Origin of the sequence: Chelativorans xinjiangensis, from assembly GCF_009812055.1 — a bacterium.
In the GTDB taxonomy this organism is placed as follows: Bacteria; Pseudomonadota; Alphaproteobacteria; order Rhizobiales; family Rhizobiaceae; genus Chelativorans; species Chelativorans xinjiangense.
Genome location: NZ_WQNH01000011.1, coordinates 80,662 through 107,545, shown reverse-complemented (window position 1 = coordinate 107,545; position 26,884 = coordinate 80,662). Strand labels below are relative to the sequence as shown.

Here is a 26,884-nt window from a genome sequence, read left to right as displayed (position 1 = left end):
GCACAATCTCCCCCCTCGTGGGGGAGATGTCCGGCCCTTCGACAAAGCTCAGGACAGAGCGACTGTCTTGGCTGTCAAGTGTTTTGCGCGCGCCATGGTTGTCCTGTCCGGAGTATTGCGTTGAGGATGGTGAGCAGTCAGGACAGAGCGACTGTCTTGGCTGTCAAGTGTTTTGCGCGCGCCATGGTTGTCCTGTCCGGAGTATTGCGTTGAGGATGGTGAGCAGTTTTCGGGTGGTGGCGATGAGGGCGACCATTTTGGGTTTGCCGGCCGCCACCAGGCGGTCGCGGAAGGCCTTGAGGATCGGGTTGTGGCGGATGGCCACCATGCCGCCCATGAACAGGGCCGCCCGCACGGAGCCCCTGCCGCCGCCGATGAAGCTCCTGCCGCGCCACTGGCCGGACTGGCGCGTCCACGGGGCGAGGCCGGCCAGGGCGGCGATCTGGCGGCGGGTGAGGCTGCCGAGCTCGGGCAACTCGGCGATCAGGCTGCGGGCGATGGTTGGGCCGATGCCGGGCATGGAGGAAAGCAGGTCCTCCTTGGCGCGCCAGACGGGCGAGCCGCGCACGGCATCGTCGATGTCCGTGTCGAGGCTGGCCAGTTCGCGCTCGAGCGCCTTGAGGAGGCGGGCGATGCTCTTCCTCACGCGCGCCGGCGCCCGCTTCTCGCGCTGCCGCTCGGCGCCGATCATGGCGACGATCTGGCGCCGGCGGGCGACGAGATCGGCCAGAAGCCGCGTGGCCGCGTCCGGCAGGGGCCGCACCTCAGGCTTCGTCGCCTCCGCGAAGCGGGCAATCACGGCCGCGTCGATCGGGTCGGTCTTGGCGCGCTGGCCAAGCGCGGTGGCGAAGGCGCGCACCTGGGCGGGATTGACCACCGCCACCGGCAGGCCGGCCGCCACCAGTCCCGCCGCAACCACGGTCTCGAAGCCGCCCGTCGCCTCCACGGCCACCAGCGCGCAGCAAAGGCCCGACAACCGCTCCGCAAGCGCCGCAATGCCCGCGCCGTCACGCGCGAATGCGAAAGCCTCGCCTCCAGGGGCGATATGCACGTCCAGACGCTCCTTCGACACGTCAATCCCCACAAAGCATGCCTTGTCCATCCTGTCCCTTCCTTGCGCAAACGGGCTCGCAGCGCGGCCCAAGCGACTGTTCGGGTTCGATGGAACGACCGGCGGGGACCCACGCTCTGTCACGGGATCAGTGTCCCCAGGGGGAATCGGTCTCCCGCCAGCCACCGCAACTATGAGTATATCAGATGCGGCGGAGCTTGAGTTACAAGGGGGGCGTGGGGGAATCGGTCTCCCGCCAGCCACCGCAACTATGAGTATATCAGATGCGGCGGAGCTTGAGTTACAAGGGGGGCGCGAAGGGGCGCTGCAATATCACGATAGAAGGCCACGATGACCATCGCCGCTGAACAGCATGTAGACGGAGCCGCCGCCAAGCCCGCCCGCCGCTTCAGCCTCGCCCGCCTCGCGCCCTATCTCCAGGCCGCGCCGCTGACGCTGATCCTTGGTGCGTTCCTCGTGGCGCCCATTCTCATGATCGTCGTGGTGAGCTTCTGGGACTACGACTTTGCCCGGCTCTATCCCGATTTCGTGACCTACAACTACACCGAGGCGCTCGGCTCCTGGGTCACCTGGAAGACCTATCTCAACACGCTCAAATTCGCGGCCATCGTCTGGGCGCTTACGCTCTTCATCGGCTTCTGGGTGGCCTATTTCCTGGCATTCCACATCCGCACGACGGCGATGCAGATCGTCCTGTTCCTGGTCTGCACCGTGCCTTTCCTCACCTCCAACATCATCCGCATGATCTCGTGGATCCCGGTGCTCGGCCGCAACGGGCTGGTCAACGCGGCGCTGGTGGAGAGTGGGCTCGTGCCGGCGCCGCTCGAATGGCTGCTGTACTCCGAGTTCGCGGTCGTGCTGGCCATGGTCCATCTCTACACGCTGTTCATGGTCGTGCCGATCTTCAACACGCTGATGCGCATCGACCGCTCGCTGATCGAGGCCGCGCGCGACGCCGGTGCCAATGGCCGGCAAATCCTCTGGAACGTCATCATCCCGCTGGCCAAGCCGGGCATGGCCATCGGCACGATCTTCGTCGTGACCCTCGTCATGGCCGATTTCATCACGGTGCAGGTGATGTCCGGCGGGCAGAGCGCTTCCGTCGCGCTTATCATGAAGAACCAGATGTCCCTGCTGCAATATCCGGCCGCGGCCGCCAACGCGGTGGTGCTGCTCGTCCTCGTCCTCCTCCTCGTCGCCGGCATCCTGCGGGTTGTCGACATCCGCAAGGAGCTGTGAACGATGGACCACGAGAAACGCACCGCCGGGTTCTACCTCCTCGCTGCTTTCTTCATCCTCTTCGTGCTGTTCCTTTACGGCCCCCTTTCGGCGATCCTGGTCCTGTCCTTCCAGGGGCCGAGCGGCGGGCTGACCTTTCCGCTCAACGGCGTGTCGCTGCACTGGTTCGCCAATCTGTTCGAGCAGCAGGCGGTCGGCGATTTCGGAGGCAGCTTCCGGCGCTCCTTCGTCCTGGGCCTGATGGTGATGAGCGTGACGGTGGCCGTCTCGCTGCTCGCCGGCCTCGCCTTCCGACGCCGGTTCATCGGCGCCACGGCACTTTTCTATGTGGCCGTCGCCAGCCTCGTGGTGCCTTCCATCATCATCTCGCTCGGCATCGGCGTGATGTTCCAGCAGATCGGCTTCCGCCCCTCCTGGTACACCTCCGCGTTCGGCGCGCATCTGACATGGACGCTGCCCTTCGGCGTGCTGATCATGTTCGCGGTCTTCAACCGCTTCTCGCCGGCTTACGAGGAGGCGGCGCGCGACCTGGGCGCGACGCCGTGGCAGACCTTCCGTCACGTCGTCCTGCCGATGATCGCGCCGAGCCTGATCGGCGTCGGCCTGTTCGGCTTCACGCTTTCCTACGACGAGTTCGCCCGCAGCCTCATGACGGCCGGCACCTACAACACGCTGCCGCTGGAGATTTACGGCATGACGACCAATGTGACGACGCCCGTGCTCTATGCGCTGGGCACCGTCACCACGGTTTTCTCCTTCCTCGTCATCCTGGCCACGCTCGGCTGTATCGTCTATCTCCGCCGCCGCCGCGCGCGCGGCTGAGGGGGGCTTATCCACGCAATGCGCATCCTCGTCGTCAACCCGAACACGACCGCCAGCATGACGGCCACCATCGAGGCCGCCGCGCGCCGGGCTGCAGCCGGCTCGACCGCGATCGAAGCGGTCACGTCCAGCATGGGCCCCGCCTCCATAGAGGGCTACTATGACGAGGCGTTGGCCGTGCCGGGGCTGCTCAAGGAGATCGCGTGCGGCGAAGAAGCGGGCGCCGACGCGGCCGTCATCGCCTGCTTCGACGATACGGGCCTCGATGCCGCGCGCGCCATGGCCGGCATCCCGGTCATCGGCATCTGCGAGGCAGCTCTCAGCCTCGCCGCCTTCATCGCCCAGCGCTTCACTGTGGTCACCACCACCGAGCGCTCGCGCGTGCCGGTGGAGGGGCTGGTGGCGCGCTATGGGATGGGGCCGCGCGCCCGCGTCAGGGCGGCCGACATTCCCGTGCTTTCCCTGGAGGACCCGGCTTCGAGCGCCGCCGCAAAGCTGCGCGTCGAGATCGTCCGCGCGCTTAAGGACGACCGGGCAGAGGCGATCGTTCTGGGCTGCGCCGGCATGGCCGACCTTGCCGCCGAGCTTCAGGGCGAGTTCGGCGTGCCGGTGGTCGACGGGGTCGGCGCGGCCGTCAAACAAGCCGAGGCGCTCGTCGCGCTCGGGCTTGCGACCGGCAAGAGGGGCGCCTACGCCTTCCCCGCGCGGAAAACCTACACCGGAGCGCTCGCCGGGTTTGCGCCGCCAAAGGCGGTCGCGTGACGGCAGACTGAGCAACCGTCATTCGAAGCACACCTGGCTGGCGCTGTAAGCTGGTGCGATCTTGTTTTCCTTCTTGCATGTTTGTTCATGGTATGTTCTCATTGGGGCCTGTGACGAGGGCGTGGGCTGGTAGTCGTGATGTGCGCGTATGCAAGGCGTGTTCGAGTTTTACTGCTTGCCGCCTGGGCCAGAGCGGCCCAAGCTGCCGGAGCGGCTGTTTTTCTGCCTGTTTCCGGATACCCAAACAGCCATCTATACGCGAGGGTTCGCAGAGCGCTTCGTTTGCGAAAATCGCCTGCAGGGGACGCTGCTTCAGGCTCCGCGCCTCCACATCTCGCTGCAGCATGTGGGGGATTACGGGTATCTGCGGACCAAATTCGTTTATGCGGCGAGGCAGGCCGGGAAAGCCGTTTCGATGCATCCGTTCGAGGTGGTTTTTCGCTTCGTCAAAAGCTTCGAGGGCGCCCCATCGATCAATGGCAGGCGGCGAAGGCGGCCGCTGGTTTTACTCGGGGAGGGGGAGGCTCTGTCGGAGCTTCACAAATCCCTCGGCGCCGCGATGGAGAAGAACGGGTTGAGGGCGGCAAAGCTTTTCACTCCGCATATGACGTTGTTCTACGGGCTGAAACCGGTGCCCATGCAGGCGATCGAGCCGATCCGCTTCGTGGCGAGGGAATTCGCGCTCGTCCACAGCGAACGGGGGCTCACGCGGTACAACGTGATCGATCGCTGGTCGTTTCAGGGTTGAGCGAGCGGGAGCGGCACCCGTGTTCATCCGTTCACCGGCAAGAGGCCGCCCGTGAGGCTCCGCTACAGCGGCGCCGCCGGGGCCTCGCGGGGGATCGGCGAGGGGGCGCGGGCTTTTCCCGGCGGGTGGCCGGTGACGCGTTTATAGGCGCGGGCGAACGCGGCTTGCGAGCCGTAGCCGAGGCGTCTTGCGACGGTGTCGATCGCTATCCGATCGCGTCCGATCCACTGCGCGGCGAGCCGCATGCGCAGGGCGGCCACATAGCGCAGCGGCGTGGTGCCGGTGGCCGCGGCGAAGCGTTCCGCGAAGACCGAGCGGGAACTGCCCATTTCCGCCGCCATTTCGGCCACCGTCCAGGCGCGGCCGGGATCGCGGTGCAACGCGGCGATGACACGGCCGAGGCGCGGATCACGCAGCGCCTCGATCCACCCTGTCGCATCGCCGCAGCCGCATTCCACCCAGCCCCGTACGATGGTGGCGGCGACCACATCGGCAAGCCGCGCGAGAATGCCGGCCGAACCGGCGCGCTCGGTCGCCATCTCGCGCTCCATCGCCGCCAGGAGCGGCATGATCTCCGGCTGCCGGGCGAGAAGCGCGCCGACCGACATGACCTGCGGCATGAGGCCGACGAGCGGATGCAGCGTATCGAGCTCGAATTCCATGCGGCCGGTGAAGATCAGGACATCCTTTGTGCGGCCCGCATCCTCCGGGGCTTTACCGACGGCGCAGACGTCGGCGCACAGCGGGGTCCTCTCGAAGCTGTCGACGGGACGCACCGCGACGCCCGGTGTGGAGACGAGGGAATGGCCGTCGCCCCGCGGCAGCAGGATTGCATCGCCGCAGGCAAGCGGCCTCGGTGCAAGCCCTTCCGACTGAAGATAGACGTTGCCGGCGGCGATGAACTGGAAGCGGGCCTCTTGAGCGGCGGGGAAGTGGATGCCGAAGGGCGGCGCAAGCCGCAGCTTGCCGTAGCTGGCGCCGCGAAGGCGCATGCCCATGAGCAGCTCGCTGATCGGATCGGCGCGGGCTGCTTCCGTTTGTATTTCGGAGTTTCGATCAAGCATTCCGGAGATTATGGCATGGACCGTCCGAAACCGCCACCCATCTGCAAGCGATCGACTTCATCAACCAGAGGATCCTGCAGATGCATGACGCGACGATTGCGGAGAGGGGGGAAGATGCCGGCTCCGCGCCGGCCTGGGGGGCCGTGGTTTCCATGAGCCTTGGCGTATTCGGGCTGGTGGGAGCTGAGTTCCTGCCCGCCAGCCTGCTGACACCGATAGCCGCGGAACTCGGCGTGACGGAGGGGATGGCCGGGCAGGCGGTGACGGCGACCGCGGCGGTGGCGCTCATCACCAGCCTGTCGATCACGGCGGTGACGCGCAAGCTCGACCGGCGCCTCGTCCTCCTCGGTTTCTCGATCCTGCTCATCCTGTCGAACCTCTTGGTGGCGATCGCTCCCAACCTGCCGCTGCTGCTTGCCGGCCGCATCCTGCTCGGCATCGCGCTTGGCGGGTTCTGGACGCTGTCGGCGGCGACCATGATGCGGCTTGTGCCGGAGCGCTATGTGCCGCGCGCCCTTTCCATATTGTTTTCCGGTGTGTCGGCGGCAACGATCTTCGCCGCCCCCGTGGGCAGCTATCTCGGCGCCGTCGCCGGGTGGCGCACTGTCTTCGTGGCGGCGGCGGGCCTGGGCGTGCTGGCGCTTGCCGTGCAGTTCGCCACCCTGCCGGGTTTGCCGCCGCGCGGGCAGTCGCGCTTCGGCACCCTGATCGAGGTGCTTTCCCGGCGGGCGGTCGGCCTCGCCATGGCCGCCATCCTCCTGGTCTTCGTCGGTCACTTCGCTTTCTTCACCTATATACGGCCGTTCCTGGAGACGGTGACCGGCGTTGGCGTGGCGGGCATTTCCGCCATCCTCCTGGCCTTTGGCATCGCCAACTTGTTCGGCAACTATCTCGGTGCGTTCCTGCTGGAGCGCTCGATGCGGCTGACGCTCGCCATCATGCCGCTGACCATGGGCACGCTGGCGCTGTCGCTTTCCGCGCTTGGCGGCAACGTGGCCGCCGACGCTGCGATGGTGGCGCTCTGGGGCCTCGCTTTCGGTGCGGTTCCGGTCGCCTGGTCCACCTGGATCACGCGCGCCGTGCCCGACGAGGCTGAAAGCGCCGGTGGCCTCTTCGTCGCTGCGATCAACCTCGCCATCGCTACCGGCGCGGCGGCGGGCGGCCTCATCTTTGACATCAGCGGTGTGGCGACCGTCTTCCTGGCGAGCGGTGCGGTGCTCGTCATCGCGGCGGTAGCGATCATGGCCGGCGTCGAGACGCGTGCTGTGCCGAAAGCGGCCTAAGATGTAATCGGCTGGGGGCCGCGCTGCTCCGGCGGCGCGGCCCTGCCGCATGTAGCCTGGAACGGTTCATCGTTTCATGGAATCGATGAACTGTTCTAACTCGTTGTTTTGTTGCAATTCCGGACGGAAAACCGGTTCCCCGCGGGGAGGTGGAGTTCGGCATCAACCTCATGGGCGCCTCCAGCTCGGAGCTGCAGTTCACGCCGTTGTGCGAGGATCCCTTCGTTCCGGCGACCCATCGCGAACATCCGCTCGCTACGCTGCCGCTGGTGCGCTGGAGCGACCTGGAAGGGCATGCGCTGATCACCGTCGGGCGGACGAGCGGCAACCGCACTCTGCTCGATTCGGCGCTGGCCAGGGCCAACGTCCACATCCACTGGACCTACGAAACCACGCATCTGTCCACCTCGCTCGGGCTGGTCGAGGCGGGGATCGGCGTCTCCGTTCTGCCGCGTATGGCGACCCCGCCGGACGAACACCCGATCATCGTCGTGAGGCCGCTAACGGACCCCTCCGTCACCCGCACGATCGGCATCGTGCACCGCCGCGGCACCACACTCTCCCCGACGGCCCAGCGTTTCGTGGACATGCTCGTCAGGGAATGGCAGCAGCCGCGCGAAGCGGCTCGGGCGTAGTGGTGAGAACCGGCTGCATGCCTTTGATTCTGCTTTTATGGCGGCTATCGTCGGCGCTCATCGTCTCGGTTGCGAGGGTCTATTTTGCGCCTGATGTGTCTGAACGGGTGGGGCGGGAAGCTCCACGATTTATTGATCCCGTACTTGAAGGCATCGGCCCCCGATGTCCTGTGCCTCCAGGAGGTCGTTCATACGCCGACCGCCGACCGCACCTGGTTGACCTATTGGCATGACGGCGTTGAACTTCCGCAGCGGGCGAATTTCTTCCTCGAAATATGTCGCGCCCTTCCCGATCATGTCGCTGTCTTCTGCCCTGCCGCTCAGGGAGACCTTTGGGACGGCGAGACGCGCTATGATTCCCAATGGGGCCTGGCGACATTCGTCCGCAAGTCGATCCCGATCATCGGCCAGAAGCAGGGATTCGTGCATGGCGAATTCTCAGCCAACGGATATGGCGACCATCCTCGCCCACGGAGCGCGCACGCAGTCAGGCTGTTCGACTTCGACAAGGGGCACCCGGTCGTCATCGCGCATATGCATGGGCTCAGGAATCTTGATGGCAAGCATGATACTGCGGCGCGCCTGGTCCAGGCGCAAAGGCTGGCGGACCTGGCCAAGTCCGTTGCCCGGGACGGCGATCGCATGATCGTCTGCGGCGACTTCAATGTGCTTCCCGAAAGCAGGAGCTTCGACATCCTGCGCGCGATCGGCCTTGCCGACCTGGTGACGACACGCGGGTTCGAAGGCACGCGGACGTCTCACTACCGGAAATCCGGACGGTACGCGGACTACATGCTGGTCAATGCAGCGGTGAACGTTGTGTCTTTCGATGTGATCAGGGAACCGGAGGTGTCGGACCATTGCCCGTTGGTTCTTGACTTCGATTGAAGCCTCTAGTGGTGCGGTCCTGACAGATGGTACCATCTGTTTGGGCAAATCGCCGCATCGATGAACTGGTCTATCGCCGGGGAGAGGTGGCCGCGAAGCGGTTGGAGTGGGGGTCGACGCGACGTCGGTGACCCGAGGTCGTTGCCCTGGCCTTTGCGTCCGAAGCATCGACAAGCGGCCCATTCCCATTCATTGTCGGCTCGACTGTCCGGCCGCCCGGAGAGGTTCGCGGAGCGCGCCATGAGCTTTTTGTTCGAGGAACTGGACTATCGCCCCACGCCGATCGGGGCGCTGAGCCTTCGGCGTCGGCGCGTGTTGTCGCTTGGCGTCGATGTGTTCGAGATCAAGCTCGGCGAAGAGCATCTCATGTCCAGCATGTTCACCGCGTCGGAGATCGCGCTGGCCCGGCTCGGTCTTGCGGCGCTTGAAGGTGCCGGCCTCGATGTGGTCGTCGGCGGGCTTGGTCTTGGCTATACGGCGCAGGCGGTTCTGGAGCACGACACGGTCGGCTCGCTGGTCGTGGTGGAGATGCTGGACGCGGTGATCGACTGGCATCGGACCGGATTGCTGCCGCTTGGTCCCGAGCTTGTCGCCGACGGGCGCTGCCGTCTGGTTCAAGGCGATTTCTTCGCCATGGCCGGCGGCAAGGGCGGGTTCGATCCGGATGCGCCCGAGCGCCGCTTCGACGCGGTCCTCGTCGACATAGACCATTCGCCCGACGCCCTGCTCGATGACCGCAGCACAGGCTTCTATCGGCCGGAAGGGCTCCATGCGCTTGCCGCCCACATCAAGCCCGGAGGTGTATTCGGCCTCTGGTCGAACGACAAGCCGGACCAGTCTTTCGTCGATCGGTTATCGGGCGTATTCACCGACGCCTGGGCGGAGCCGGTGACTTTTCATAATCCGCTGCAGGACCGCCCCTTCACGCAGACGGTCTATCTTGCCCGCACCGTCGCACCCGATGAGGCGGCATGACGGCAGGGGCGGCAAGCATGGTTAGCTCCGCAACTCTTGACGCCTGTCCGGTGTGCCGCGCGCCGGCGCCGCGGCCGTTTCTGTCGGTGGACGGTAGAGACTATTGGCGGTGCGCGATCTGCGAGGCGCGCTTTCTCGACCCACGCCAGCATCCCTCGCGTGAAGCGGAGCGTGCCTATTACCTGCATCACGAGAACCGTCCCGACGATCCCCAGTACCGCCGGTTTCTGTCGAAGATCGCCGATCCCCTGATGGAGCGGCTGGAACCGGGTGCGAGAGGGCTCGACTATGGCTGCGGCCCCGGTCCGGCATTGGCGGCGATGCTGGAGGAAGCCGGCCACCCAATGGCGCTCTATGACCCGTTCTTTCATCCCTATCCAGCGGTGCTGGACCGGATGTATGATTTCGTCACGTGCACCGAGACGGCCGAGCACTTCCACCGGCCGGCAGAAGAGTTCGACCGGCTTGGCGGCCTACTTCGGCCGGGAGGCTGGCTGGCGGTCATGACCTGTTTCCAGACCGAGGACGAGCGGTTCGCCGACTGGCACTACAGGAGGGATCCCACCCACGTTGTCTTCTATCGGGAGGCAACGATGCGTTTCATTGCCGGGAGCCGGGGATGGGTCTGCGACGTGCCCGCCAAGGACGTGGCGCTGATGCGCAAGCCGGTCGAGGCCTGAGAGCCGGCCCGTCAGCCATACCCGAACAGCCGGGCCACCGCCCCGGTGCGGTCGCTGATTGCCTGCCGCTCGGCCTGTGTGAACGACGGCTCGTAATAGGTCGGGGCGCTGATGGTTGCGCGAGTGGTCTCGACCAGGCCGTCATCCGCCAGTGCGCAGTGGTCCAGGATGGCGGCAAGCATGGCGCCGGGGTCGCTGCATAGGTCTTCGTAACGAACGACGAGCGTGGCTGCGGCCAATTCCGGATCATCGAGCTGGCTTGCGACATGACCGTAGACCGAGGCCCAATGGGCGGCCCAGCCCGCGACCTCGTCGCCGTCTTCCCACAGCTGCGCAATCTCGGCTGCCGCCCGGCCGTCGCCGATATTGGGGGGTCTGCGGTCGAGCCCGAATTCGAAATGTCCGCTGCGGCGCATGTGGGCACGCACGCGCGGGTCCTCGCTTTCCCACGCGACGAAGAGCCGGTGCTGCTTCATCAGCGAGGCGATGTGCCAGACGGGATCGCGGATCGGGACGACGAAGCGGGCGTCGGGAAAGAGCTTTTTCAGGTAGCCCAGGCGGGCGACGTTGTAGTTGCCCTTGGAGAGATAGCGCGAGGCGCCGCGCAGAGCGAGGAGCTTGCGGATGTGGTCGCGATAGAAGGTTTCGAAAGGGGGGTGGTGCGCGTTTTTGTCGAATACCGTGTTTGTCGAGGCATCATGAAGATCCCGGAAGAAGGCCATCCAGATAACCTCCTCGAAGGCCTCGGGGCTTTCCGGTGTCACCTTGATCCGGTCACGATGCGCGCGTTCCGCCGCCTCCGGCTGCCGGTTGCCGGCGCGGTCGACGAACCAGTTCCACAGCCATGGCGTGAGGACGAGCGGAAAATCGCGGTAGCGGTGGCTCGCCGTATCGGGATGGCGGGCGAGCAGTTCGAGCAGGATGGTGCTGCCCGAACGGGCGAGGCCGGCGATGTAGATCGGCCGGTCGACCGTCACCTTCTCGATCCGCTCATTAAGGGCGCGCGTTTCCTGGTTCCCGAGCCCGATCCAGAAACGCGGGTAGCGCTCGAGAAGACCGCCGAACCTGTGCGTCCACGGGTCGATCTCGGGGGGAGGGGACTTGCCCTGCGGCCTCACTGCGTGCGCGGCCGCCGTCATGCGATCCGCCGAACGGATTTGAAGGCGAAGGCGAAAACGACCATCGCGGCAAAGAAGGTCACCTCCCATCCGCGCAGCCAAGATGGACCGAAGGAGAGGATCTGCCGGCGCGGCAACGCGATGTCGATGCGGTCGAACGGAAGGGCGTCGTCGAGGTAGCCGGCCGGGTTGCCGATAAGCGCATTCCACCACAGCCGCTTGTGGATCACCGGCACCGGCTCGAGGACGGCGATATCGGCCACCGAACGGCCGTCACGGTCCATCACCTGGGCGTGCGGCGTGCCGGCGTCCGCACCGACCCAACGTCCCTCGAAGCCGCCGGGCACGGAAACCGTCACGGGTTCGTTGGCCGGCGGATAGGTGGCGCCGTATTGAGTGGAGATCCACACGATGACGACGAGCAAGGGCAGGGAAGCGGCGATGGTGGCGGGAAAGACCAGCATGATGCGGCGCAGGGCCAGCGACATCATTCTTCGCATGTCCGGCCATACGTCCTCGAATTCCCCGTCGAACCCGGCGACACGGCGCCTCATCTCCTCGAACGATCGCTTGATCTGCGCGATGCGCGACTGCGGCGACAGGAGGCGGTAGATCTCCATGGACAGGACCGCGCCCAAGGCCGCCCACACGAGCAGCCTTGCCGCCGGCGGGAGGACCAGGCTCAGCCAGCCATCGATCGCCGAAAGGGTCGACGAAGGCAGATCCAAGAGACCCATGGATTGGCCTCAACGGCTCTGTTTGTCCGCCGGGGCCTGGTGTGTCGCTTCCATATGCCGGGCGTCCGCGTTGTTGGCCGCGCGGCGCCGGCGCAGCATCCTGCGTACCGGCCAGGCGACAATGAAGATCAGGACGGTGCCGACGGCCGCGATCAGTGCCCAAAGTGCGCCCAGCAGGCTCAGTCCGGCGCCGGGGCCGACATAGGCGAGGGCTGCCGTCGGCACGAGCGCGGCGAGCGCGAAGGAAATCAATGCTGCAATCTTCTTCATGGAGAGGTCTCCGTTTGCGATTGAGCCGCCGCCTGCTGCTGAGGTTGCAGCAGCGCGGGATCGAGGCTGGCCGGATCCAGCCGCTCGGTCCATGCCATGATGGGGATCCGGTCGCCGTCCGGTCCGCCGCGGACGGGGTTCACGAATTCCCAGGCGATCTCGCCATCCGGAGTTACCTCGACGATGCGGCCGCCGTCCGATTCGGTGATCAGCGTGTTGCCGTTCGCCAGCCGCTGCTGGTCTGAGCGGATGGTGCTGGCGAGCGGAGATTGCGATGTACCGGCGTATTCCCACACGATTTCCATGGTCTTCGGATCGAACTCGATCACGCGGGAAATGCCGTTCGGACGGTTAAAGTTCCCGTAGTTGTCGAACAAGAGGATGTTGCCGTTGGGAAGAACGTCGGGATCGTGCTGCCCAAGCCATGGCCCTCTGGTCGCCCAGGTAACCTCTTCCGTCTCGGGATCGAGCACGGCGATTGTGTTGATTTCCCGGAACGAAAGCATGATCTGCCCCTCCTCGCCGAAGGGGAAATTGGCCGCTGCTTCGTCACCGATATATTCCACCGTGTTGGTGTGGGTGGGGTCGGCGAGGCCCCAGCTGGAAATGGTGTAGAGAAGCTGCCGGAACTCCGAGTCGGCCAACGCGGTAAAGAGCCGGATCTTCTTCAGCTCTTTGCCGTCCGGCGAAAGGACGACCAGGAAATCTTCCAGCCGCGGCTTGTCGAGGTGCGCAAAGCCGTCGATCTCGTCCTCGACGATTTCTTGCGTAAGCACATAAATCGTGCCGTCCGGGCCGATGTCGAACTGATGATGAGCGCGGCCGGGATAGCTCCAGATCACCTGCGAATCCCGGTCGAGCTTGACGACGCCGTAGCCATAGGGCGTGTCGCCGGCCCCTTCGTAGATGGCGAGGACATCGCCATTGGGAAAGATATGGGCCCGGCGGATATAGACGTGCGAATCGGGCTGCGGCTCCTTCATCCAGCCGGCGTCCGGGTCTGCCGACCAGATCTCGCTGAACTGCTTCGTCCAGGAATGCAGCACGTTCCCGTCCGCATCGATCAGGTAGACCGTGGGCTCGCTCCCCGACATGTAGAGGGTCGGCCCTTCCTGCATCAGTTGTTCGCGTTTGACGGTGACGCCCTTGTCCTTGCGGCGCTCGGGATACCACAGGTCGGTGCGGTAGACGTCCTTGGTCTCATTGTACCTGGCGTAAAGCGCCTTGCCCCCTTCAAGGGCACGCGAGATCTGCGGCCCGGGGAAGTATTCGGCTACCGTCAGGAGCGATCCGACGAGGAAGATCAGTATGCCGAGGGAGGCAACGAATGCCGCATAGAACAGCTTGTCGGAGCGCGTTCGCGCGCCGCCGACATCCACGTGCTTTTGTTCCGGATCGTGAATGTTCATCGTATGACCGTGGGCTCCGAGAAAGACTGTCGGTCTGTGCGCAGCGCACCAGAAAGGTAGCCCGGCGCAGCACTTCGCGCCGAACCCTGGCTCGGGCGAGACGTGATAAATCGATCCCACCAGAATGTGGCTTCAATTCGAGTGGTGAAACGATCGGAATTCAAACATTCATTCAAGCGGTAACAGTTATCGATCAGGGGAGCGCGTCTCTCTCAGCATGATTTCCAAAAATTCTTTGTTTTCTATGAAGTGTATTCTTTAAGATTGATATAATTCGATGAAGTTATACAGGCCATCGTACAGTTTCGCTTAAAAACTAATTGTGAACTCAGAAATATTGACATCAACTTGATGCCCGGTTGCATTTTCGGAGGGAGGGGAGCAGGCCCGGCCGTCGTGGCTTCAAGCGGCGTGTTAACGGCCTTATTGCAAATTTATGAGGACAGCCGGAACCTCTCCACTATTTGCTCACTTGTGAGCTGCCAAACCGGGTGAGGGGTAGGCGATGCACCGGAGGACCCTGTTGTTGAGCGCCGTGCTCGGCATTGTGTCGAGCCCTGCCGCCGTGTTGAAGACCTCCGGGGCGCGGGCTGCTGAAGGGGCATCGGCGACCGGCGATGACGCCGTCCCCTTTTCGTTCGATATGCTGAGCGAGGCGATGGAGGCGCGGGCCGCCGAGCCCTACCAGGCGCCAAACGCCGATCTGCCCAAGATACTTGCCGATCTCACCTTCGACCAGCATCGCGCCATCCGCTATCGGCCCGAACGGGCCTTATGGAAAGGCGAGGCGCCGTTCGAGCTGCAGGCATTTCACATGGGCTGGCTGTTCAAGGAGACCGTGAACCTTCATGTGGTGGAAGGCGGCGCTGCCAGGCCTCTTGTGTTCAGCGCGGATGATTTCGAGTACCGGCCCCCGCTCGAGGCGGACCGTTTCAAGGACATCTCCATGCCGGGCGTTGCCGGCTTCCGGCTGCACCATCCGCTCAACGATCCCGCGATCATGGACGAACTCGTTACTTTCCTGGGCGCGAGCTATTTTCGCGCGCTCGGACGCGGCAATCTCTACGGCCTGTCGGCGCGGGGAATCGCGGTCGATACCGCGACGGCGAAAGGCGAGGAGTTTCCTCGCTTTACGGATTTCTACATCGAGCGTCCGGGCGAACGCGACAAGGACGTCACGCTCTACGCCGCACTCGACGGGCCCAGCGTGACGGGCGCCTACGCGTTCCGCATCATGCCCGGCGAAGACACGCAAATGGAGGTGACGACGCGACTTTACATGCGCCGCGAGGTCGAGCGGCTCGGGATCGCCCCGATGACCTCCATGTTCTTTTTCGGCGAAAACAACAACCGGGCTTTCGACGACTACCGTACGGAAGTCCACGACAGCGACGGGCTGAAGATCGTGCGCGCCGACGGGGAAGAGATCTGGCGCAGCCTCAACAACCCCTCCGTGCTCGCCAATTCCTTCTTTGCGGAGGAGAACCCGGAGGCCTTCGGGCTCTTCCAGAGGGACAGGAATTTCGAGGATTATCAGGACGGTGGAGCCGCCTATCACAGGCGTCCCTCATTGCTGGTGGAGCCGCTTGGCGAATGGGGCAAGGGCTTCGTGCATCTCATCGAGATCCCGACCGACCTCGAAATCAACGACAACATCGTTGCCTATTGGGTGCCGGAGGGCGAGATCACACGCGGCCAGGCGCTGGAGTTCAGCTACCGGCTGACCTGGGGCGCGATCAGGGAGCGGTCGGACGCGACGGCTCGCGTCCTCGGCGTGCGGACCGGTATCGGCGGCGTTTCCGGTCTCGAGGAGGACAAGGTCGACAAGGCGGTGCGGAAGTTCGTGGTCGACTTCAAGGGGGACATCCTGCGGAAGTTTTCCGGCGAGCCCGGCATCTCGGCGAGCATCAGCGTTAGCGGCGGAAAAATCGAGCATTCCACCGTCTCGTCGGTCCAGGACGACACATGGCGCCTTGCTGTCGACGTCCGGCCGGACAGCGGCGATCCGGTCGAGATCAGCGCCTTCCTGACGAGTGAAGACCGCCGCCTCTCCGAGACCTGGATGTATCAATGGAGAAGGGGCGACGGAAGCCCGTCATGAAGCGCGGGTGAAACGCATCGCTCAGCCCGCGTGCGCGGCTACCCATCGGTGCCACTCGTTTTCGCTGCCATGGAACACGTTGAGATCGATCCTGCCGTCGACGCCGTGCGAGAGGCCGGAGCCTGAATATTGCCAGAACACCCATTTCCGGTCCGGGTAGACCTTGGAGGGGGGCTCTGCCACGGAGCGAAGCCAGAACGGATAGTCGAGGAACGCGCCCCGCAGGTTGTCGCGGTAGAAGTCCGGGGCGGTGTAGATGACCGGACGCTGGCCATAGTGCCTTTCCAGCTTGTCCATGAAGACCTGCATCTTCTCGAGGACCAGGCTGCGCGACGGACGCTTCTTGCAGCTGGACGTGTGGTTCCACTCGACATCGATGACCGGCGGCAGGGCACCCTCCACCTTCGGCACGTTGCGGATGAACCAGTCGGCCTGTTCGCCGGCCGTCCGGCACCAATAGAAGAAATGGTAGGCGCCGCGCCGCAAGCCGGCCTCGGCGGCAGCACGCCAGTTCTTCTTGAACATCGGATCGAGATGGTCGCCGCCATCCGTCGCCTTGATGTAGGCGAAGTTCGCGCCTTGCGAGCGCAGCTTGGCCCAGTCGATCTCGCCTTGCCAGCGTGAGACGTCGACGCCGTGGACGGCCAGCGACGAGGGCGAGGCGGAGCCGAAGTTTATGGGCTTGGCATCGCGAAAGCGCTGCCTGTAGATCTGCCGGCGCACGAAGGGCTTCGGCGGGCTCGCAAGGGCGGCCGTCAGCGCTTCAGGTTTGGGATCCGATGGCACCATCGCCATCATCTGTTGCAGCTCTCCCTCCTCCGGCGGTGCTGAACCGATCTCTGCTGGCGGTACCAGATTGTCCGGCCTTGTAACGGAGCTCGTCGTCTCCTGCGACGGCCGCGCGAGAAGCTCGTCCACGCTCGGGCCGTTGGAGGTGCAGCCGATAAAGGCAATGCAGGCGGAGAGGATAGCTGACAAGCCTGGGAAACGCATGGGCACCTGTACGCAGAACAAAACGGACCGACGGCAAAGCCGGGCATCCCTTGCGTGCATTGCTAACGGTAAATTACCAAAAAAGACTGAATGCCATCTTTAACCCTAATGGAAGAACGAAGCGCGGGCAGTGCTGCTGCGGCCCACCCTGCCTCGGCTCGGCTGCCAACCGCTCCCAATTCATCCCGCCGCCGTCTATACCAATCCGGTATTCGTATATGTTTTACTTATCCACTACCAGGAATTTCTGAAATATCATTGTCATATTGCAGCGGTATGGTCTCATATGAGCCTTCGAGCAAAAGAATATATGTCACTTATAGTAGTGATAATTCAAATATGACCATCTCGACGCGGTGGGAGGCGTTGACATGCTTGAGATCGATGGAATCACGAAGAAGTTCGGAGACATTTCAGCTGTCGATGAAGTCTCCTTGCAAATCACGCCCGGCCAGATGGTGGGCGTTATCGGCCGTTCCGGCGCCGGCAAGTCGACGCTGCTGCGCCTCATCAACCGCCTGATCGACCCGACGCAGGGCAGGATCGCCTTTTGCGGGCGCGACGTTACACGCCTCAGGGGCCGCGAGTTGCGCCTATGGCGCGCTTCCTGCGGCATGATCTTCCAGCAGTTCAACCTGGTGGAGCGCATGGACGTGCTGACCAACGTCCTGATCGGGCGCGTCGCCCACCAGGGCCTACTGTCCTCCATGGCGCTCCACTTCAGCGAGGCGGATCGGGCCGGCGCCATCCGCGCGCTCGACCGTGTCGATCTCGTGCCTCAGGCCCTGCAGCGGGCGGGCACGCTCTCGGGCGGCCAGCAGCAGCGGGTGGCGATCGCCAAGGCACTGGTGCAGAACCCGAAGATCCTTCTGGCCGACGAGCCGATCGCCTCGCTCGACCCGGCCAATGCGACGCGGGTGATGGATGCGCTCAGGGCCATCAACCGCGAGGACGGCATCACCGTGCTCGTCAACCTGCACACCCTCGACACCGCCCGCAGCTATTGCGACCGCATCGTCGCCATGCGCGCCGGCCGGGTCCATTTCGACGGCGCCGCCCATGAATTGACCCAGGCGCGGGTGCGCGAGATCTACGGCGAGGCGGGCCTGGAAGCGGATATCGACGAATTCGTCACCTCCACCGCGATCCCCGCTCAGCGCAAGCACGCGGCGCTGGAGACAGAAGCCGCCTGACCCTCTCGCACTGCGGAATTTTCACTCAGGGCCGGCACGTCGTGGACGCGAGGCCCCTTTCGACAAGAGGAGAGCACCCCATGAAGCATATCGCCATCGCCGCCGGCCTCATCGCCGGCCTCGCTCCCGCCCATGCGGCGGAGGAATGGAAAGATCACCACAAGACGCTGCGCTTCGGCGTCCTGTCGGGCGAGAACGAGAAGGACCGCATCGCCCGCTACACCGGCTTCGAGAACTACCTGGAGAAGGAGCTTGGCGTCGAGATCGAGATCTTCACGGCCGGCTCCTATGACGGCGTCATCCAGGCGCTCGCCGCCGATCAGATCGAGTTCGCCTTCCTCGGCTCTTCCTCCTACGCCGCCGCTTATACCGAAACCAACGGTGGCGTCGTTCCGCTGACCACCAAGCAGCAGGAGGACGGCTCCACCGGCTACTATTCCATCATCCTCGTGCGCTGCGATTCCGGCTACACGTCGCTCGACGACCTCGAAGGCAAGGTGCTGGCCTTTGCCGATCCCGATTCGACGTCCGGCTATGCCGTGCCGTATTTCAACATGGTCAAGCAGGGCTACGAGCCCGGGACGTTCTTCAGCGCCACGCCTTTCTCGGGCGCCCATGAGACCGGCGTGCAGGGCGTGGTGAACGGCCAGTACGACGCCGCGGCCACCTATCAGAACAACGAGATCAACGGCATCCCGCAGCGCATGGTCGCCAAGGGCATGATCGACGAGGGCGCCGTGTGCCCCATCTGGGAATCGCCGGAGATCACCTCCGGCCCCTTCACGGCGCGCGCCAACCTGCCGCAGGACCTGATCGCGGCGATGCAGGCGGCCGTGCTGGCCGCGCCCGAAAAGGACCCGGAAGCCTTCCGCGAGATGGACGGCGGGGAGACGTCGACCGGCAAGGGTTTCATTGCCGTCGACCACGACCGCTACCAGTGGATCATCGAGATGCGCGACTGGCTGAAAGAGCAGCGCCGCTCGGGCTGAGGCCTCTCTCCTGAAGACGGGCGCCGGGCTTCCTCCGGCGCCCCATCAGCTACGGGTTCCTGCATGGCCGCTATCGAGGCTTCGCCTGCTATCCGCCGGTTCGAGTTCGACTACGCCAAGGCGCGCACCCGCGCCCTCCGGGTACAGATCGTCTCGATCCTGGTCTTCGCGATCGTCTTCTTCGTCACCGCGCGTATGGGCGGCTTCTTCGACATGACCGACGTGACGCTCGCCTCCGGCGAACGCGTCAGCACGTGGAAGATCTGGGCCGGACTTCCCCGCCTCGGCGAATATCTCGGAAAGACGCTGCCCGTGCTGCGCTGGGAGAGCCTCGGCGCCGACCTCGCCGAGTGGTTCTGGCGCTGGCAGACCTGGCTGCGCCTCCTATTGGAGACCGTCCTCATCGCCTATATGGCGACCCTCTTCGGCGTCGTCGGCGCCTTCGTCCTGAGCTTTCCCGCCTCGCGCAACCTTTCGCCCAACCGCTTTGTGCTCAACCTCACGCGCCGCTATCTGGAGATCATCCGCACCGTGCCGGAACTGGTCTGGGCGCTGATCTTCGTCTTCTGCTTCGGCGTCGGCCCGCTCGCCGGCGTGCTGGCGATCGGGCTGCACGCCACGGGCTCGCTCGGCAAGCTCTATTCGGAGGCCAACGAGAACGTCGATATGCGGCCCGTGGAGGGCGTGAAGGCCGCCGGCGGCAGCTGGTTCCAGCAGATCCGCTACGGTGTCGTGCCGCAGGTGATCCCCAACATCATCAGCTACACGCTCCTGCGCTTCGAGATCAACGTGCGCGCCTCCTCCATCATCGGCTTCGTCGGCGCCGGCGGGCTGGGGCAGGAGATCCGGACTGCCATGTCGCTGCAGGAATATACCGATCTCTCGGCGCTGTTCGTCATCATCTTCGCCACGGTGATCCTGATCGATTTCCTGAGCGAGAAGCTGCGCCACCGCATCATCGGCATCACCGGCAAGGGGGTGTGAGAATGGCCGACATCGAGCTTGCAACGATTGCCGAGGCGAAAGCGCTGGCGCCGGCGGCCTTCGCCAAGCCGCTCCGCGTCCGGCTCTTGCGTTTGGGGCTTGCCGTCCTCTTCGCCGCGCTCACCGGCTGGTGTCTTTATGCCTTCGACGTCTCTCCGGCGCGCATCCTGGAAGGACTCACCCGCCTCGGCCGCATTTTCTCCTTCATGTTCCCGCCGCACATCTGGCAGAGCTGGCGGGAATGGGCGGAGGTTCTGCAGGGCCTCGGCGAGACCGTCTCCATGGCCTTCCTGGGCACCGTTATCGGCGCTGTCGTCGCGTTTCCGCTGGCGCTGCTCGGCGCCAAGAACATCATGCCCTTCGGCTTCCTGCGGCTCACCGCCCGGCGCGGCTTCGATGCGCTGCGGGCGGTGGAGCAGATCATCCTGGCATTGATCTTCATCCGCGCCTTCGGCCTCGGGCCGCTCGCCGGGATCCTGGCGATTGCCGTCTCCGAGATCGGCACCTGCGCCAAGCTCTTCTCCGAGGCGATCGAGAACACCTCGAAGAAGCCCGTCGACGGCGTCAGAGCTTCGGGCGGCGGGCCGCTGCAAACGATCCGCTATGCCGTCGTGCCGCAGGCCATGCCGGTGATCCTCTCGATCACCCTCTACAACTTCGAATCCAATACGCGCAGCGGCACCATCCTCGGCATCGTCGGCGCTGGCGGCATTGGCTTCCTTCTATCGGACCGCATCAACGCCTATCGCTGGTCGGAGGCCTGGACGATCATCTTCCTCATCATCCTGACGGTCTATATCATCGACGCCATCTCCGCCCGATTGAGGGCCCGGATCATCGGCAAGACGGAGAACGTGCATTGAGCGAAGCGCCCCTGAAGGCCCCGGCCCGCAAGCAAGGTCTCGGCGAAACTCCCGCCGTCCATCCGACCGCCCGCGTCGTCGACTGCGATCTCGGCGCCTGGACGGAGGTTGGCGCCGGCACCACCATGATGCAGTCGTCCATGGGCGACTATTCCTATGTCGTCGAAGACTGCCACATCGTCTGGACCACCATCGGCAGGTTCTGCTCCATCGCCCGCGGCGCCCGCATCAATCCCGGCAATCACCCCACCTGGCGCGTCAGCCAGCACCACTGGACCTACCGCGCCGCCGCATACGGCCTGGGCGAGGACGACACGGAGTTCTTTAAGTGGCGTCGCGACCATTGGGTGACCATCGGCCACGACGTGTGGATTGGCCACGGCGTCACGGTCCTGCCTGGGGTTTCGATCGGCACGGGCGCGGTGGTCGGCGCCGGCGCCGTCGTGTCGAAGGACGTGCCGAACTACACCATCGTCGGCGGCGTCCCCGCAAAGCCCATCCGCCGCCGCTTCACGAAAGCGCAGGAAGAGGCGCTCCTGAAGATCGCCTACTGGGACTGGCCGCGCGAGAAGCTCAGGGCGGCGCTGCCCGACATCAGGGCGCTCGCGGTGGATGCGTTTATCGGGAGATACGCCTAGACGTGGAGCCTCAACAGGCTTTCACGCTAGGGCCGAAAGCCCAGGCCCGCTTGCGAACGGCTGCGGCCCGCCGCCAAGGATTGGAACGATCAGCTTCGCGCGCAACTAGCGGGAACTGTTGCGCACATCGGAAAGCGAAACGCACAATCGGGTTAGTTCGTCTGATGCGCGCTCGGAGACGATACGAAGCAATCGCTGATCAGCGGTGACGAAGCGTGCCTCTTTCTGGCGCGCGATTGCCAGATAGACCCAATCATAAGCGGGGTGCGAGAGCGTGATGGCAAGATCCGTTGCTTGCTCCAGCACTCCCCGCATAGGTACGAACTCAATGCCCGCCCGCTCCAGCAAGCGGCTTGCCATGACGGCCTCGTCGCGCAGCAACTCGCCACGTTGAACCTTCTTCCATAGGATATTGGAGCATTCTGCGACCAGCAGCTCCGGCGCCAGAAAGCGGAATCCTGATCTCAGGCCAAGCGCGGCTTCCGTTCCTTCTTCCTTGACAACCCATTTTACGGCGATACTGGCGTCAATGACGAGCGTTTCCATCAGCGCTCGTCACGCTCTTCGCGCAGCAGCGTCTCAGAGGGGGTCTGCTTTCTAGACGCGGTCAGCCTGCGAAGCTCGGCCGCGAGATCGTCAAAGGAAGGTTCAACCTCGGCTTCCAGGGCTTGGCGCAAGATCTCACGATGCTCCGCTTCTGCCGAACGGCCGTGGCGAGCAGCACGAATCTTTAGCTTCACGATTAAATCGTCGTCCAGATTGCGGACATGCAAATTACCGGCCATCGCCGTGCTCCCAATGCTCTCATTGAGAGCAAAGATAGCAATTTGGAGTCCCTAAAACAAGGAGGGCTAGAGCTGCGCCGACTTGAGGGAAAGCGCCTTCAAGTCTTCCACAAACCGCTGCGCTTCCCCCGGCGAGCGCAGGATATGGACCGCAAGCTTGGCCGCGCTCTCCTCGGCGAGCCGGAGCACGTTCGGGCGCTGCGCGCGGTCCCAGTTCCAGCTCCAGTGGAGGAATTCAAGCGACAGTTGCTCGGGGCAGCCTTCCGGCAGGTCAGGACGCGTGCGGCCGTGGTATTCGAGCCGGCGGCGCACGAGCCGCGCCATCCTCAGCCGGCGCGGCATGTCGAGGAAGACGAGCATCTCCGCACGCGCAATCCTGAGCGCGTAGGAGCGGGAATGGTCGCCTTCCAGAACCCAGGCATCGCCGGCGACGATCTCCTTGACCAGCGCAAGCTTTTCCTCCTCCGGGCGCGGGGTCCAGCCGGGCTTCCAGTGGATATGGTCGAAGTGGAAAACCGGGAGGCCGAGTGCTTCGCCCAGCCGGCGCGCGAGCGTCGATTTGCCCGAGCCCGGTCCGCCGACGATCATGACGCGCTGCATCAGGCCACGCGCCGGCCCTGGCGCCAGACGCCGAGCACCACGGGAACGCCGTCGACGAGCCGGACGCGGGAGAAGTCCGCGCGCTTGCCGGTCTCGATGCTGCCCCGGTCGGTGAGCCCGACCATGCCGGCCGGGCTCGCGGAGACGGTGGCGACCGCTTCGGGCAGGGCGATTGCCTCTTCCCGGCTGAGCAGGAACACCGCCTGCATCAGGCTCGACGGCACGTAGTCCGACGACAGGCCGTCGAGGAGGCCACGCTTGGCGAGCTCGATCGCCGAGACGTTGCCCGCGTGGGAGCCGCCGCGCACGATGTTGGGCGCGCCCACCACCACTTTCATGCTGTGCTCGCGGGCGTGGTCGGCGGCCTTGAGCGTGGTGGGGAACTCGGAGATGGCGATGCCGTCTGCCACCGCCTCCTCGACATGCTCGGGCGTCGTGTCGTCGTGGCTGGCGAGCACCGTGCCGTGTTCGCGGGCGAGCGCGACAACGGCCTTGCGGTGACGGCCGACATGCTTCTCCTGCTCGGCGCGCCGCCGCTCCACCGTCTCCTCGAACTCCTTGTCGCTCCATTTCTTGTCACGGTTGAACTGGCGCCATTTGGAAAGGTCGGCCCATTGGCGCTGGCCGGGCGTGTGGTCCATCAGCGAGACCAGCCGGACGAGCGGGTTGTCGGCGAGCGGTTCGTAGATGTCCATCACGGAGGGGTCGGCCAGTTCGCAGCGCAGGTGCAGCAGGTGATCTGCCTTGAGCACCGCCCTGACCGCCGGGTTGCCAACGGTCTCGACCGTGCTGGCGATCATCTGCCGGCGGGCGCTCGCGGCCGAATATTCGCCGACGGCGACGGCGTCGAAAACGGTGGTGATGCCGGCGCCGGCGATCTGCACGTCATGCGCCAGGACGGCCGCAGCGCTCGACGGCCACATGACGCCCGGCCGCGGCTGCAGGTGCTTTTCCAGGTTGTCCGTATGCACCTCGATGAAGCCCGGCAGCAGGTAGTCGCCCTCGAAATCGACCGCCGGCGGCGGTGTGCCGGAGCCGGCGTCGATACCGGCGATCATGCCGTCCCGCACATCGAGCGAGCCCTTTATGATTTCGTCGCGCAAGACGAGCGCGGCATTGCCGACTGCAAGGTTTGACATGTTCGACCTGGAATCAGTTGACGTGGCGCCCGTTGCGCCAGACGGACCTTATCACGGGAAAATCGTCGACAAGATGAACGCGGATGAGATCGGCCTTGAGGTTTGGCAGGATCTCGCCGCGGTCGTCCAGCCCGCAGGCGCGCGCCGGCGCGCTCGTCACCATGCGCACCGCCATGGGCAGGTCGATGTCGAGTGCCCGTTCGCCCGCCACCATGAAGGCGCAGTCGATCATGGAGCGCGGCACGTAGTCGGAAGCAAGGATGTCCACCAGACCCTCCGCCAGAAGGTCGTGGACCGCCACGTTGCCCGATTGGGAGCCGCCGCGCAGCATGTTGGGCGCGCCGGCCACCGTCAGCATGCCCCTGGCGCGCGCCTCGCGCGCCGCCTCTAGGCTCACCGGGAATTCGGCCACCCTGATCCCTTCCTCCAGCGCCATCTGGATGTGCTCCAGCGTGGCGTCGTCGTGGCTGAAGAGCGGCAGGGCGCGGTCCCTGGCGAGGGCGATGACGGCGGCGCGCACCTCGGCCGAGTTGGCCTCCAGCTCCTCAAGCATCACCCGCATCTCGCGTTCCACGACGGCGCGCGACTTGCCGGTCTCGGCCATGCGACGCTCCACGTAGCCGCCGATGTCGCGGCTCTGCCGCTTGCCCGGCACATGCTCCATCACCGAGACCACCCGGACGATCTCGCGGTCGATATTGGCCACGGCCAGCCCCGGCGTCTCCTCGTCGGTGATCTCGCAACGCAGATGCACCAGGTGCTCGGCCCGCAGCATGCCGTTGGTGCCGGCGAACTCCAGCGCGTCGATCATCGGGCCAAGGATCTCGCGCCGCTCGGGGTTCCGGTCGGTGGCCCCGACGCACAGCGAATCGAAGACCGTCGTCACGCCGCCGCCGACGATCTGCGCATCGTGAGACATCACCGCCCGCATCATGTTCCAGCGCACATGGGCGCGCGGGAAGACGTGCTTTTCCAGATGGTCCGTGTGCACGTCGATGAGGCCGGGCAGAAGATAATCGCCGGCAAGGTCGACGGCGCCGGGCAGGCTCGTGCCGCCCATGTCGACGTTTCTGATGCAGCCGTCGGCGATCTGCACGGTTCCGGCGATCACCGCGTCGTCGAGGACGATGCGCCCGCCGGTCAGGACCAATTCTCCGCTCACGCCGCATCCCTCCGATAGGCCGCGACCTCGAACAGCCGGTCCGCCACGGCCTCGCGCACCTCCGCGTCGTGGAAGATGCCGACGATGGCGGCCCCGCGCGCCTTGGCTTCCTTGATGAGTGCGACCACCACCTGCCGGTTCGCCGCGTCGAGGGAGGCCGTCGGCTCGTCGAGCAGCAGGATGGGGTAATCGAGCGCAAAGCCGCGCGCGACGTTTACGCGCTGCTGCTCGCCGCCGGAGAAGGTGGCCGGCGCCAGGTCCCACAGGCGTTCGGGGATATTGAGGCGGCCGAGAAGGGTGCGTGCCCGCTTCTCCGCCTCCGCGTCCGGGACGCCGGCAAGCCGTGCCGGCTCCGCCACCACTTCCAGCGCGGGCACGCGCGGGATGACGCGCAGGAACTGGCTGACATAGCCCACGGTGCGGCGGCGCACCTCGATGACCTGCCAGGGCTCGGCGCTGCCAAGCTCGACGATATCCTTTCCGTGCACTACCCGCACGTGGCCCGAGGACGGCTTGTAGTTGGCGTAGAGCGAGCGCAGGAGCGTCGATTTGCCGGCGCCCGACGGCCCGTGCAGGCACACGCATTCGCCTGCCGTCACCTCGAGGTCGAGCTGGTGGAAGACGGGGATGCGGGCGCCGCCCTGGGTGTGGAGGACGAATTCCTTGGAGAGGGCGGAAACGGAGATCATTGGTGGCATGTCTTGGTCCCTCGGCTTTGGAGTGGGGCGGCAAAATAGAGACGTCGGCATCCTGTCGCGCCCCCCTCTGCCCTGCCGGACATCTCCCCCACATGGGGGGAGATTAGCCGGCCGTTTCCTCTGGCGCTCGTCTTGTAATGTTGACAATTGGCGAAACCGTCGGAGACAGCCGATCTCCCCCCTCGTGGGGGAGATGTCCGGCAGGACAGAGGGGGGCGCGAAGGGGCATTGGCATATCCGGCCATCCGATCCACCTCCTAGACCTGCAAAACCGACGAAACGAGAAGCTGGGTGTAGGGGTGGTGGGGGTCGTCGAGCACCTGGTCGGTGAGCCCTTCCTCGACCACCCGGCCGTGGCGCATCACCATCAGGCGGTCGGCCAGGAGGCGCACCACCGCCAAATCGTGGGTGACGACGATGGCTGCGATGCCGAGTTCGCGCACCAGTCCGCGCAACAGGTCGAGCAACCGCGCCTGCACCGAGACGTCGAGCCCACCCGTCGGCTCGTCCATGAAGATCAGCCGCGGCCGCGTCACCAGGTTGCGGGCGATCTGCAGGCGCTGCTGCATGCCGCCGGAGAAGGTCTTGGGCTTGTCGTCGACGCGCGAGGCGTCGAGTTCCACCTTGGCGAGCCAGTCGAGCCCCTCGGCGCGGATTTCGCCGTAGTGGCGGGCGCCGATGGCCATCAGCCGCTCGCCCACATTGCCGCCGGCCGAGACGTCCATCCTGAGGCCGTCGCGCGGGTTCTGGTGGACGATACCCCAGTCCGTGCGCATCAGCCGCCGGCGATCGGGCTCGGAGAGCCTGAAGATGTCGCTCATGCCCTTGTGACGCAGGTCGTATTCGACCGTGCCAGTGTCCGGCGAAAGCTGCGCCGAAAGCACGTTGAGGAGGGTGGACTTGCCCGAGCCCGACTCGCCGACGATGCCGATCACCTCGCCTGGATTGAGCGTGAAGGAAACGTCCAGACAGCCGATCGTCTCGCCATAGGACTTGCTGACGCCGGTGGCCCGCATCAGCGGCTGCCGCACCGGAGT

The 26,884-nt window shown here is 65.0% G+C and carries 28 protein-coding genes and 1 pseudogene; 15 read left to right on the top strand and 14 right to left on the bottom strand.

The window, feature by feature from the left end; genetic code table 11:
- Positions 1-163: 163 nt before the first annotated feature.
- The gene (locus GM910_RS10155; RefSeq protein ID WP_159587401.1) at positions 164-1,102 is read right to left on the bottom strand and encodes an IS110 family RNA-guided transposase; all 939 of its coding nucleotides are present in this window, start codon (positions 1,100-1,102) and stop codon (positions 164-166) included.
- 300 nt (positions 1,103-1,402) lie between these two features.
- Here GM910_RS10155 and GM910_RS10150 point away from each other — a divergent pair, with 300 nt between their 5' ends.
- The 4 genes from GM910_RS10150 (at position 1,403) to GM910_RS10135 (ending at position 4,643) form a co-directional block, all read left to right on the top strand.
- Positions 1,403-2,311 carry an ABC transporter permease gene (locus tag GM910_RS10150; RefSeq protein WP_159587400.1) on the top strand — a complete coding sequence of 303 codons (909 nt, stop codon included), beginning with the start codon at positions 1,403-1,405 and terminating at the stop codon, positions 2,309-2,311.
- A gap of 3 nt (positions 2,312-2,314) precedes the next feature.
- Complete coding sequence (locus GM910_RS10145) at positions 2,315-3,133, top strand: ABC transporter permease (protein ID WP_159587399.1); 819 nt, start codon at positions 2,315-2,317, stop codon at positions 3,131-3,133.
- An 18-nt stretch (positions 3,134-3,151) separates the two neighbouring features.
- Entirely contained in the window at positions 3,152-3,895 is a 744-nt protein-coding gene (locus GM910_RS10140; protein WP_159587398.1) for an aspartate/glutamate racemase family protein, read from the top strand.
- Between the two features lie 175 nt (positions 3,896-4,070).
- Complete coding sequence (locus GM910_RS10135) at positions 4,071-4,643, top strand: 2'-5' RNA ligase family protein (protein WP_159587397.1); 573 nt, start codon at positions 4,071-4,073, stop codon at positions 4,641-4,643.
- A gap of 62 nt (positions 4,644-4,705) precedes the next feature.
- Here GM910_RS10135 and GM910_RS10130 read toward each other — a convergent pair whose 3' ends face one another.
- Positions 4,706-5,707, bottom strand: a complete 1,002-nt coding sequence (locus GM910_RS10130) for an AraC family transcriptional regulator (protein ID WP_159587396.1) — start codon at positions 5,705-5,707, stop codon at positions 4,706-4,708.
- An 80-nt stretch (positions 5,708-5,787) separates the two neighbouring features.
- Between GM910_RS10130 and GM910_RS10125 the strand changes: the two genes are divergently transcribed.
- From GM910_RS10125 to GM910_RS10105, 5 genes and pseudogenes are all read left to right on the top strand, one after another.
- A complete protein-coding gene (locus GM910_RS10125) occupies positions 5,788-6,990 on the top strand; it encodes an MFS transporter (RefSeq protein ID WP_159587395.1) in 1,203 nt (400 codons plus the stop codon).
- 134 nt (positions 6,991-7,124) lie between these two features.
- Positions 7,125-7,625 (top strand): annotated as a pseudogene (locus GM910_RS10120) (LysR substrate-binding domain-containing protein); the annotation flags it as partial.
- An 84-nt stretch (positions 7,626-7,709) separates the two neighbouring features.
- On the top strand, positions 7,710-8,513 hold the full coding sequence (locus tag GM910_RS10115) for an endonuclease/exonuclease/phosphatase family protein (RefSeq protein WP_159587393.1): 804 nt from the start codon (positions 7,710-7,712) through the stop codon (positions 8,511-8,513).
- A 240-nt stretch (positions 8,514-8,753) separates the two neighbouring features.
- On the top strand, positions 8,754-9,488 hold the full coding sequence (locus tag GM910_RS10110; RefSeq protein WP_159587392.1) for a polyamine aminopropyltransferase: 735 nt from the start codon (positions 8,754-8,756) through the stop codon (positions 9,486-9,488).
- Positions 9,489-9,505: 17 nt separating this feature from the next.
- A complete protein-coding gene (locus GM910_RS10105) occupies positions 9,506-10,168 on the top strand; it encodes a class I SAM-dependent methyltransferase (RefSeq protein ID WP_201285457.1) in 663 nt (220 codons plus the stop codon).
- An 11-nt stretch (positions 10,169-10,179) separates the two neighbouring features.
- Here GM910_RS10105 and GM910_RS10100 read toward each other — a convergent pair whose 3' ends face one another.
- The 4 genes from GM910_RS10100 to GM910_RS10085 are packed head-to-tail and all read right to left on the bottom strand — an operon-like array spanning position 10,180 to position 13,702.
- The gene (locus GM910_RS10100) at positions 10,180-11,307 is read right to left on the bottom strand and encodes a sulfotransferase family protein (protein ID WP_159587390.1); all 1,128 of its coding nucleotides are present in this window, start codon (positions 11,305-11,307) and stop codon (positions 10,180-10,182) included.
- Entirely contained in the window at positions 11,304-12,023 is a 720-nt protein-coding gene (locus GM910_RS10095) for a hypothetical protein (protein WP_159587389.1), read from the bottom strand. The genes GM910_RS10100 and GM910_RS10095 overlap by 4 nt, the downstream gene beginning before the upstream one ends.
- A gap of 9 nt (positions 12,024-12,032) precedes the next feature.
- Positions 12,033-12,293, bottom strand: coding sequence for a hypothetical protein (locus GM910_RS10090; RefSeq protein ID WP_159587388.1), 261 nt, complete (start codon positions 12,291-12,293; stop codon positions 12,033-12,035).
- Positions 12,290-13,702, bottom strand: a complete 1,413-nt coding sequence (locus GM910_RS10085) for an arylsulfotransferase family protein (RefSeq protein ID WP_159587387.1) — start codon at positions 13,700-13,702, stop codon at positions 12,290-12,292. The genes GM910_RS10090 and GM910_RS10085 overlap by 4 nt, the downstream gene beginning before the upstream one ends.
- Positions 13,703-14,207: 505 nt before the next feature.
- Here GM910_RS10085 and GM910_RS10080 point away from each other — a divergent pair.
- Positions 14,208-15,803, top strand: a complete 1,596-nt coding sequence (locus GM910_RS10080) for an OpgD/OpgG family glucan biosynthesis protein (RefSeq protein ID WP_159587386.1) — start codon at positions 14,208-14,210, stop codon at positions 15,801-15,803.
- Between the two features lie 21 nt (positions 15,804-15,824).
- Here the strand turns inward: GM910_RS10080 and GM910_RS10075 are convergent, their stop codons facing one another.
- On the bottom strand, positions 15,825-16,796 hold the full coding sequence (locus GM910_RS10075; RefSeq protein ID WP_159587385.1) for a glycoside hydrolase family 25 protein: 972 nt from the start codon (positions 16,794-16,796) through the stop codon (positions 15,825-15,827).
- A gap of 371 nt (positions 16,797-17,167) precedes the next feature.
- On the opposite strand from GM910_RS10075, the gene phnC reads away from it, so the two are divergent.
- The 5 genes from phnC to GM910_RS10050 all read left to right on the top strand — a co-directional run bounded on the left by phnC (position 17,168) and on the right by GM910_RS10050 (position 21,463).
- Entirely contained in the window at positions 17,168-17,989 is an 822-nt protein-coding gene (gene phnC, locus GM910_RS10070; protein ID WP_159587384.1) for a phosphonate ABC transporter ATP-binding protein, read from the top strand.
- Between the two features lie 80 nt (positions 17,990-18,069).
- Positions 18,070-18,978, top strand: coding sequence for a phosphonate ABC transporter substrate-binding protein (phnD, locus tag GM910_RS10065; RefSeq protein ID WP_159587383.1), 909 nt, complete (start codon positions 18,070-18,072; stop codon positions 18,976-18,978).
- 63 nt (positions 18,979-19,041) lie between these two features.
- On the top strand, positions 19,042-19,962 hold the full coding sequence (phnE, locus tag GM910_RS10060; RefSeq protein ID WP_159587382.1) for a phosphonate ABC transporter, permease protein PhnE: 921 nt from the start codon (positions 19,042-19,044) through the stop codon (positions 19,960-19,962).
- A 2-nt stretch (positions 19,963-19,964) separates the two neighbouring features.
- The gene (gene phnE, locus GM910_RS10055; protein ID WP_159587381.1) at positions 19,965-20,825 is read left to right on the top strand and encodes a phosphonate ABC transporter, permease protein PhnE; all 861 of its coding nucleotides are present in this window, start codon (positions 19,965-19,967) and stop codon (positions 20,823-20,825) included.
- Positions 20,822-21,463, top strand: a complete 642-nt coding sequence (locus GM910_RS10050; RefSeq protein WP_246225953.1) for a DapH/DapD/GlmU-related protein — start codon at positions 20,822-20,824, stop codon at positions 21,461-21,463. The genes phnE (GM910_RS10055) and GM910_RS10050 overlap by 4 nt, the downstream gene beginning before the upstream one ends.
- 105 nt (positions 21,464-21,568) lie before the next feature.
- On the opposite strand, the gene GM910_RS10045 is transcribed toward GM910_RS10050, so the two are convergent.
- The 7 genes from GM910_RS10045 to phnK all read right to left on the bottom strand — a co-directional run bounded on the left by GM910_RS10045 (position 21,569) and on the right by phnK (position 26,863).
- Positions 21,569-22,009 (bottom strand): type II toxin-antitoxin system VapC family toxin, encoded by a 441-nt coding sequence (locus GM910_RS10045; protein WP_159587380.1) that lies wholly within the window; start codon positions 22,007-22,009, stop codon positions 21,569-21,571.
- On the bottom strand, positions 22,009-22,248 hold the full coding sequence (locus GM910_RS10040; RefSeq protein WP_159587379.1) for a FitA-like ribbon-helix-helix domain-containing protein: 240 nt from the start codon (positions 22,246-22,248) through the stop codon (positions 22,009-22,011). The genes GM910_RS10045 and GM910_RS10040 overlap by 1 nt, the downstream gene beginning before the upstream one ends.
- A gap of 66 nt (positions 22,249-22,314) precedes the next feature.
- Entirely contained in the window at positions 22,315-22,848 is a 534-nt protein-coding gene (locus GM910_RS10035; protein ID WP_159587378.1) for a P-loop NTPase family protein, read from the bottom strand.
- Positions 22,848-23,987 (bottom strand): alpha-D-ribose 1-methylphosphonate 5-triphosphate diphosphatase, encoded by a 1,140-nt coding sequence (locus GM910_RS10030; protein ID WP_159587377.1) that lies wholly within the window; start codon positions 23,985-23,987, stop codon positions 22,848-22,850. The genes GM910_RS10035 and GM910_RS10030 overlap by 1 nt, the downstream gene beginning before the upstream one ends.
- A 13-nt stretch (positions 23,988-24,000) precedes the next feature.
- A complete protein-coding gene (locus GM910_RS10025; protein ID WP_159587376.1) occupies positions 24,001-25,149 on the bottom strand; it encodes an alpha-D-ribose 1-methylphosphonate 5-triphosphate diphosphatase in 1,149 nt (382 codons plus the stop codon).
- Complete coding sequence (gene phnL / locus GM910_RS10020; RefSeq protein WP_159587375.1) at positions 25,146-25,847, bottom strand: phosphonate C-P lyase system protein PhnL; 702 nt, start codon at positions 25,845-25,847, stop codon at positions 25,146-25,148. Before phnL ends, GM910_RS10025 begins: the two co-directional genes overlap by 4 nt.
- 257 nt (positions 25,848-26,104) lie before the next feature.
- Positions 26,105-26,863: a phosphonate C-P lyase system protein PhnK gene (gene phnK, locus GM910_RS10015; protein WP_425482672.1), complete on the bottom strand. Its 759-nt coding sequence runs from the start codon at positions 26,861-26,863 to the stop codon at positions 26,105-26,107.
- Positions 26,864-26,884 lie beyond the last annotated feature (21 nt).

Coding starts and splice junctions, on each gene's coding strand:
- GM910_RS10155 (WP_159587401.1), bottom strand. CDS start 1,102: ATGGACAAGGCATGCTTTGTGGGGATTGACGTGTCGAAGGAGCGTCTG.
- GM910_RS10150 (WP_159587400.1), top strand. CDS start 1,403: ATGACCATCGCCGCTGAACAGCATGTAGACGGAGCCGCCGCCAAGCCC.
- GM910_RS10145 (WP_159587399.1), top strand. CDS start 2,315: ATGGACCACGAGAAACGCACCGCCGGGTTCTACCTCCTCGCTGCTTTC.
- GM910_RS10140 (WP_159587398.1), top strand. CDS start 3,152: ATGCGCATCCTCGTCGTCAACCCGAACACGACCGCCAGCATGACGGCC.
- GM910_RS10130 (WP_159587396.1), bottom strand. CDS start 5,707: ATGCTTGATCGAAACTCCGAAATACAAACGGAAGCAGCCCGCGCCGAT.
- GM910_RS10125 (WP_159587395.1), top strand. CDS start 5,788: ATGCATGACGCGACGATTGCGGAGAGGGGGGAAGATGCCGGCTCCGCG.
- GM910_RS10110 (WP_159587392.1), top strand. CDS start 8,754: ATGAGCTTTTTGTTCGAGGAACTGGACTATCGCCCCACGCCGATCGGG.
- GM910_RS10105 (WP_201285457.1), top strand. CDS start 9,506: ATGGTTAGCTCCGCAACTCTTGACGCCTGTCCGGTGTGCCGCGCGCCG.
- GM910_RS10100 (WP_159587390.1), bottom strand. CDS start 11,307: ATGACGGCGGCCGCGCACGCAGTGAGGCCGCAGGGCAAGTCCCCTCCC.
- GM910_RS10095 (WP_159587389.1), bottom strand. CDS start 12,023: ATGGGTCTCTTGGATCTGCCTTCGTCGACCCTTTCGGCGATCGATGGC.
- GM910_RS10090 (WP_159587388.1), bottom strand. CDS start 12,293: ATGAAGAAGATTGCAGCATTGATTTCCTTCGCGCTCGCCGCGCTCGTG.
- GM910_RS10085 (WP_159587387.1), bottom strand. CDS start 13,702: ATGAACATTCACGATCCGGAACAAAAGCACGTGGATGTCGGCGGCGCG.
- GM910_RS10080 (WP_159587386.1), top strand. CDS start 14,208: ATGCACCGGAGGACCCTGTTGTTGAGCGCCGTGCTCGGCATTGTGTCG.
- GM910_RS10075 (WP_159587385.1), bottom strand. CDS start 16,796: ATGCGTTTCCCAGGCTTGTCAGCTATCCTCTCCGCCTGCATTGCCTTT.
- phnC (WP_159587384.1), top strand. CDS start 17,168: ATGCTTGAGATCGATGGAATCACGAAGAAGTTCGGAGACATTTCAGCT.
- phnD (WP_159587383.1), top strand. CDS start 18,070: ATGAAGCATATCGCCATCGCCGCCGGCCTCATCGCCGGCCTCGCTCCC.
- phnE (WP_159587382.1), top strand. CDS start 19,042: ATGGCCGCTATCGAGGCTTCGCCTGCTATCCGCCGGTTCGAGTTCGAC.
- phnE (WP_159587381.1), top strand. CDS start 19,965: ATGGCCGACATCGAGCTTGCAACGATTGCCGAGGCGAAAGCGCTGGCG.
- GM910_RS10045 (WP_159587380.1), bottom strand. CDS start 22,009: ATGGAAACGCTCGTCATTGACGCCAGTATCGCCGTAAAATGGGTTGTC.
- GM910_RS10040 (WP_159587379.1), bottom strand. CDS start 22,248: ATGGCCGGTAATTTGCATGTCCGCAATCTGGACGACGATTTAATCGTG.
- GM910_RS10035 (WP_159587378.1), bottom strand. CDS start 22,848: ATGCAGCGCGTCATGATCGTCGGCGGACCGGGCTCGGGCAAATCGACG.
- GM910_RS10030 (WP_159587377.1), bottom strand. CDS start 23,987: ATGTCAAACCTTGCAGTCGGCAATGCCGCGCTCGTCTTGCGCGACGAA.
- phnL (WP_159587375.1), bottom strand. CDS start 25,847: ATGCCACCAATGATCTCCGTTTCCGCCCTCTCCAAGGAATTCGTCCTC.
- phnK (WP_425482672.1), bottom strand. CDS start 26,863: ATGCGGGCCACCGGCGTCAGCAAGTCCTATGGCGAGACGATCGGCTGT.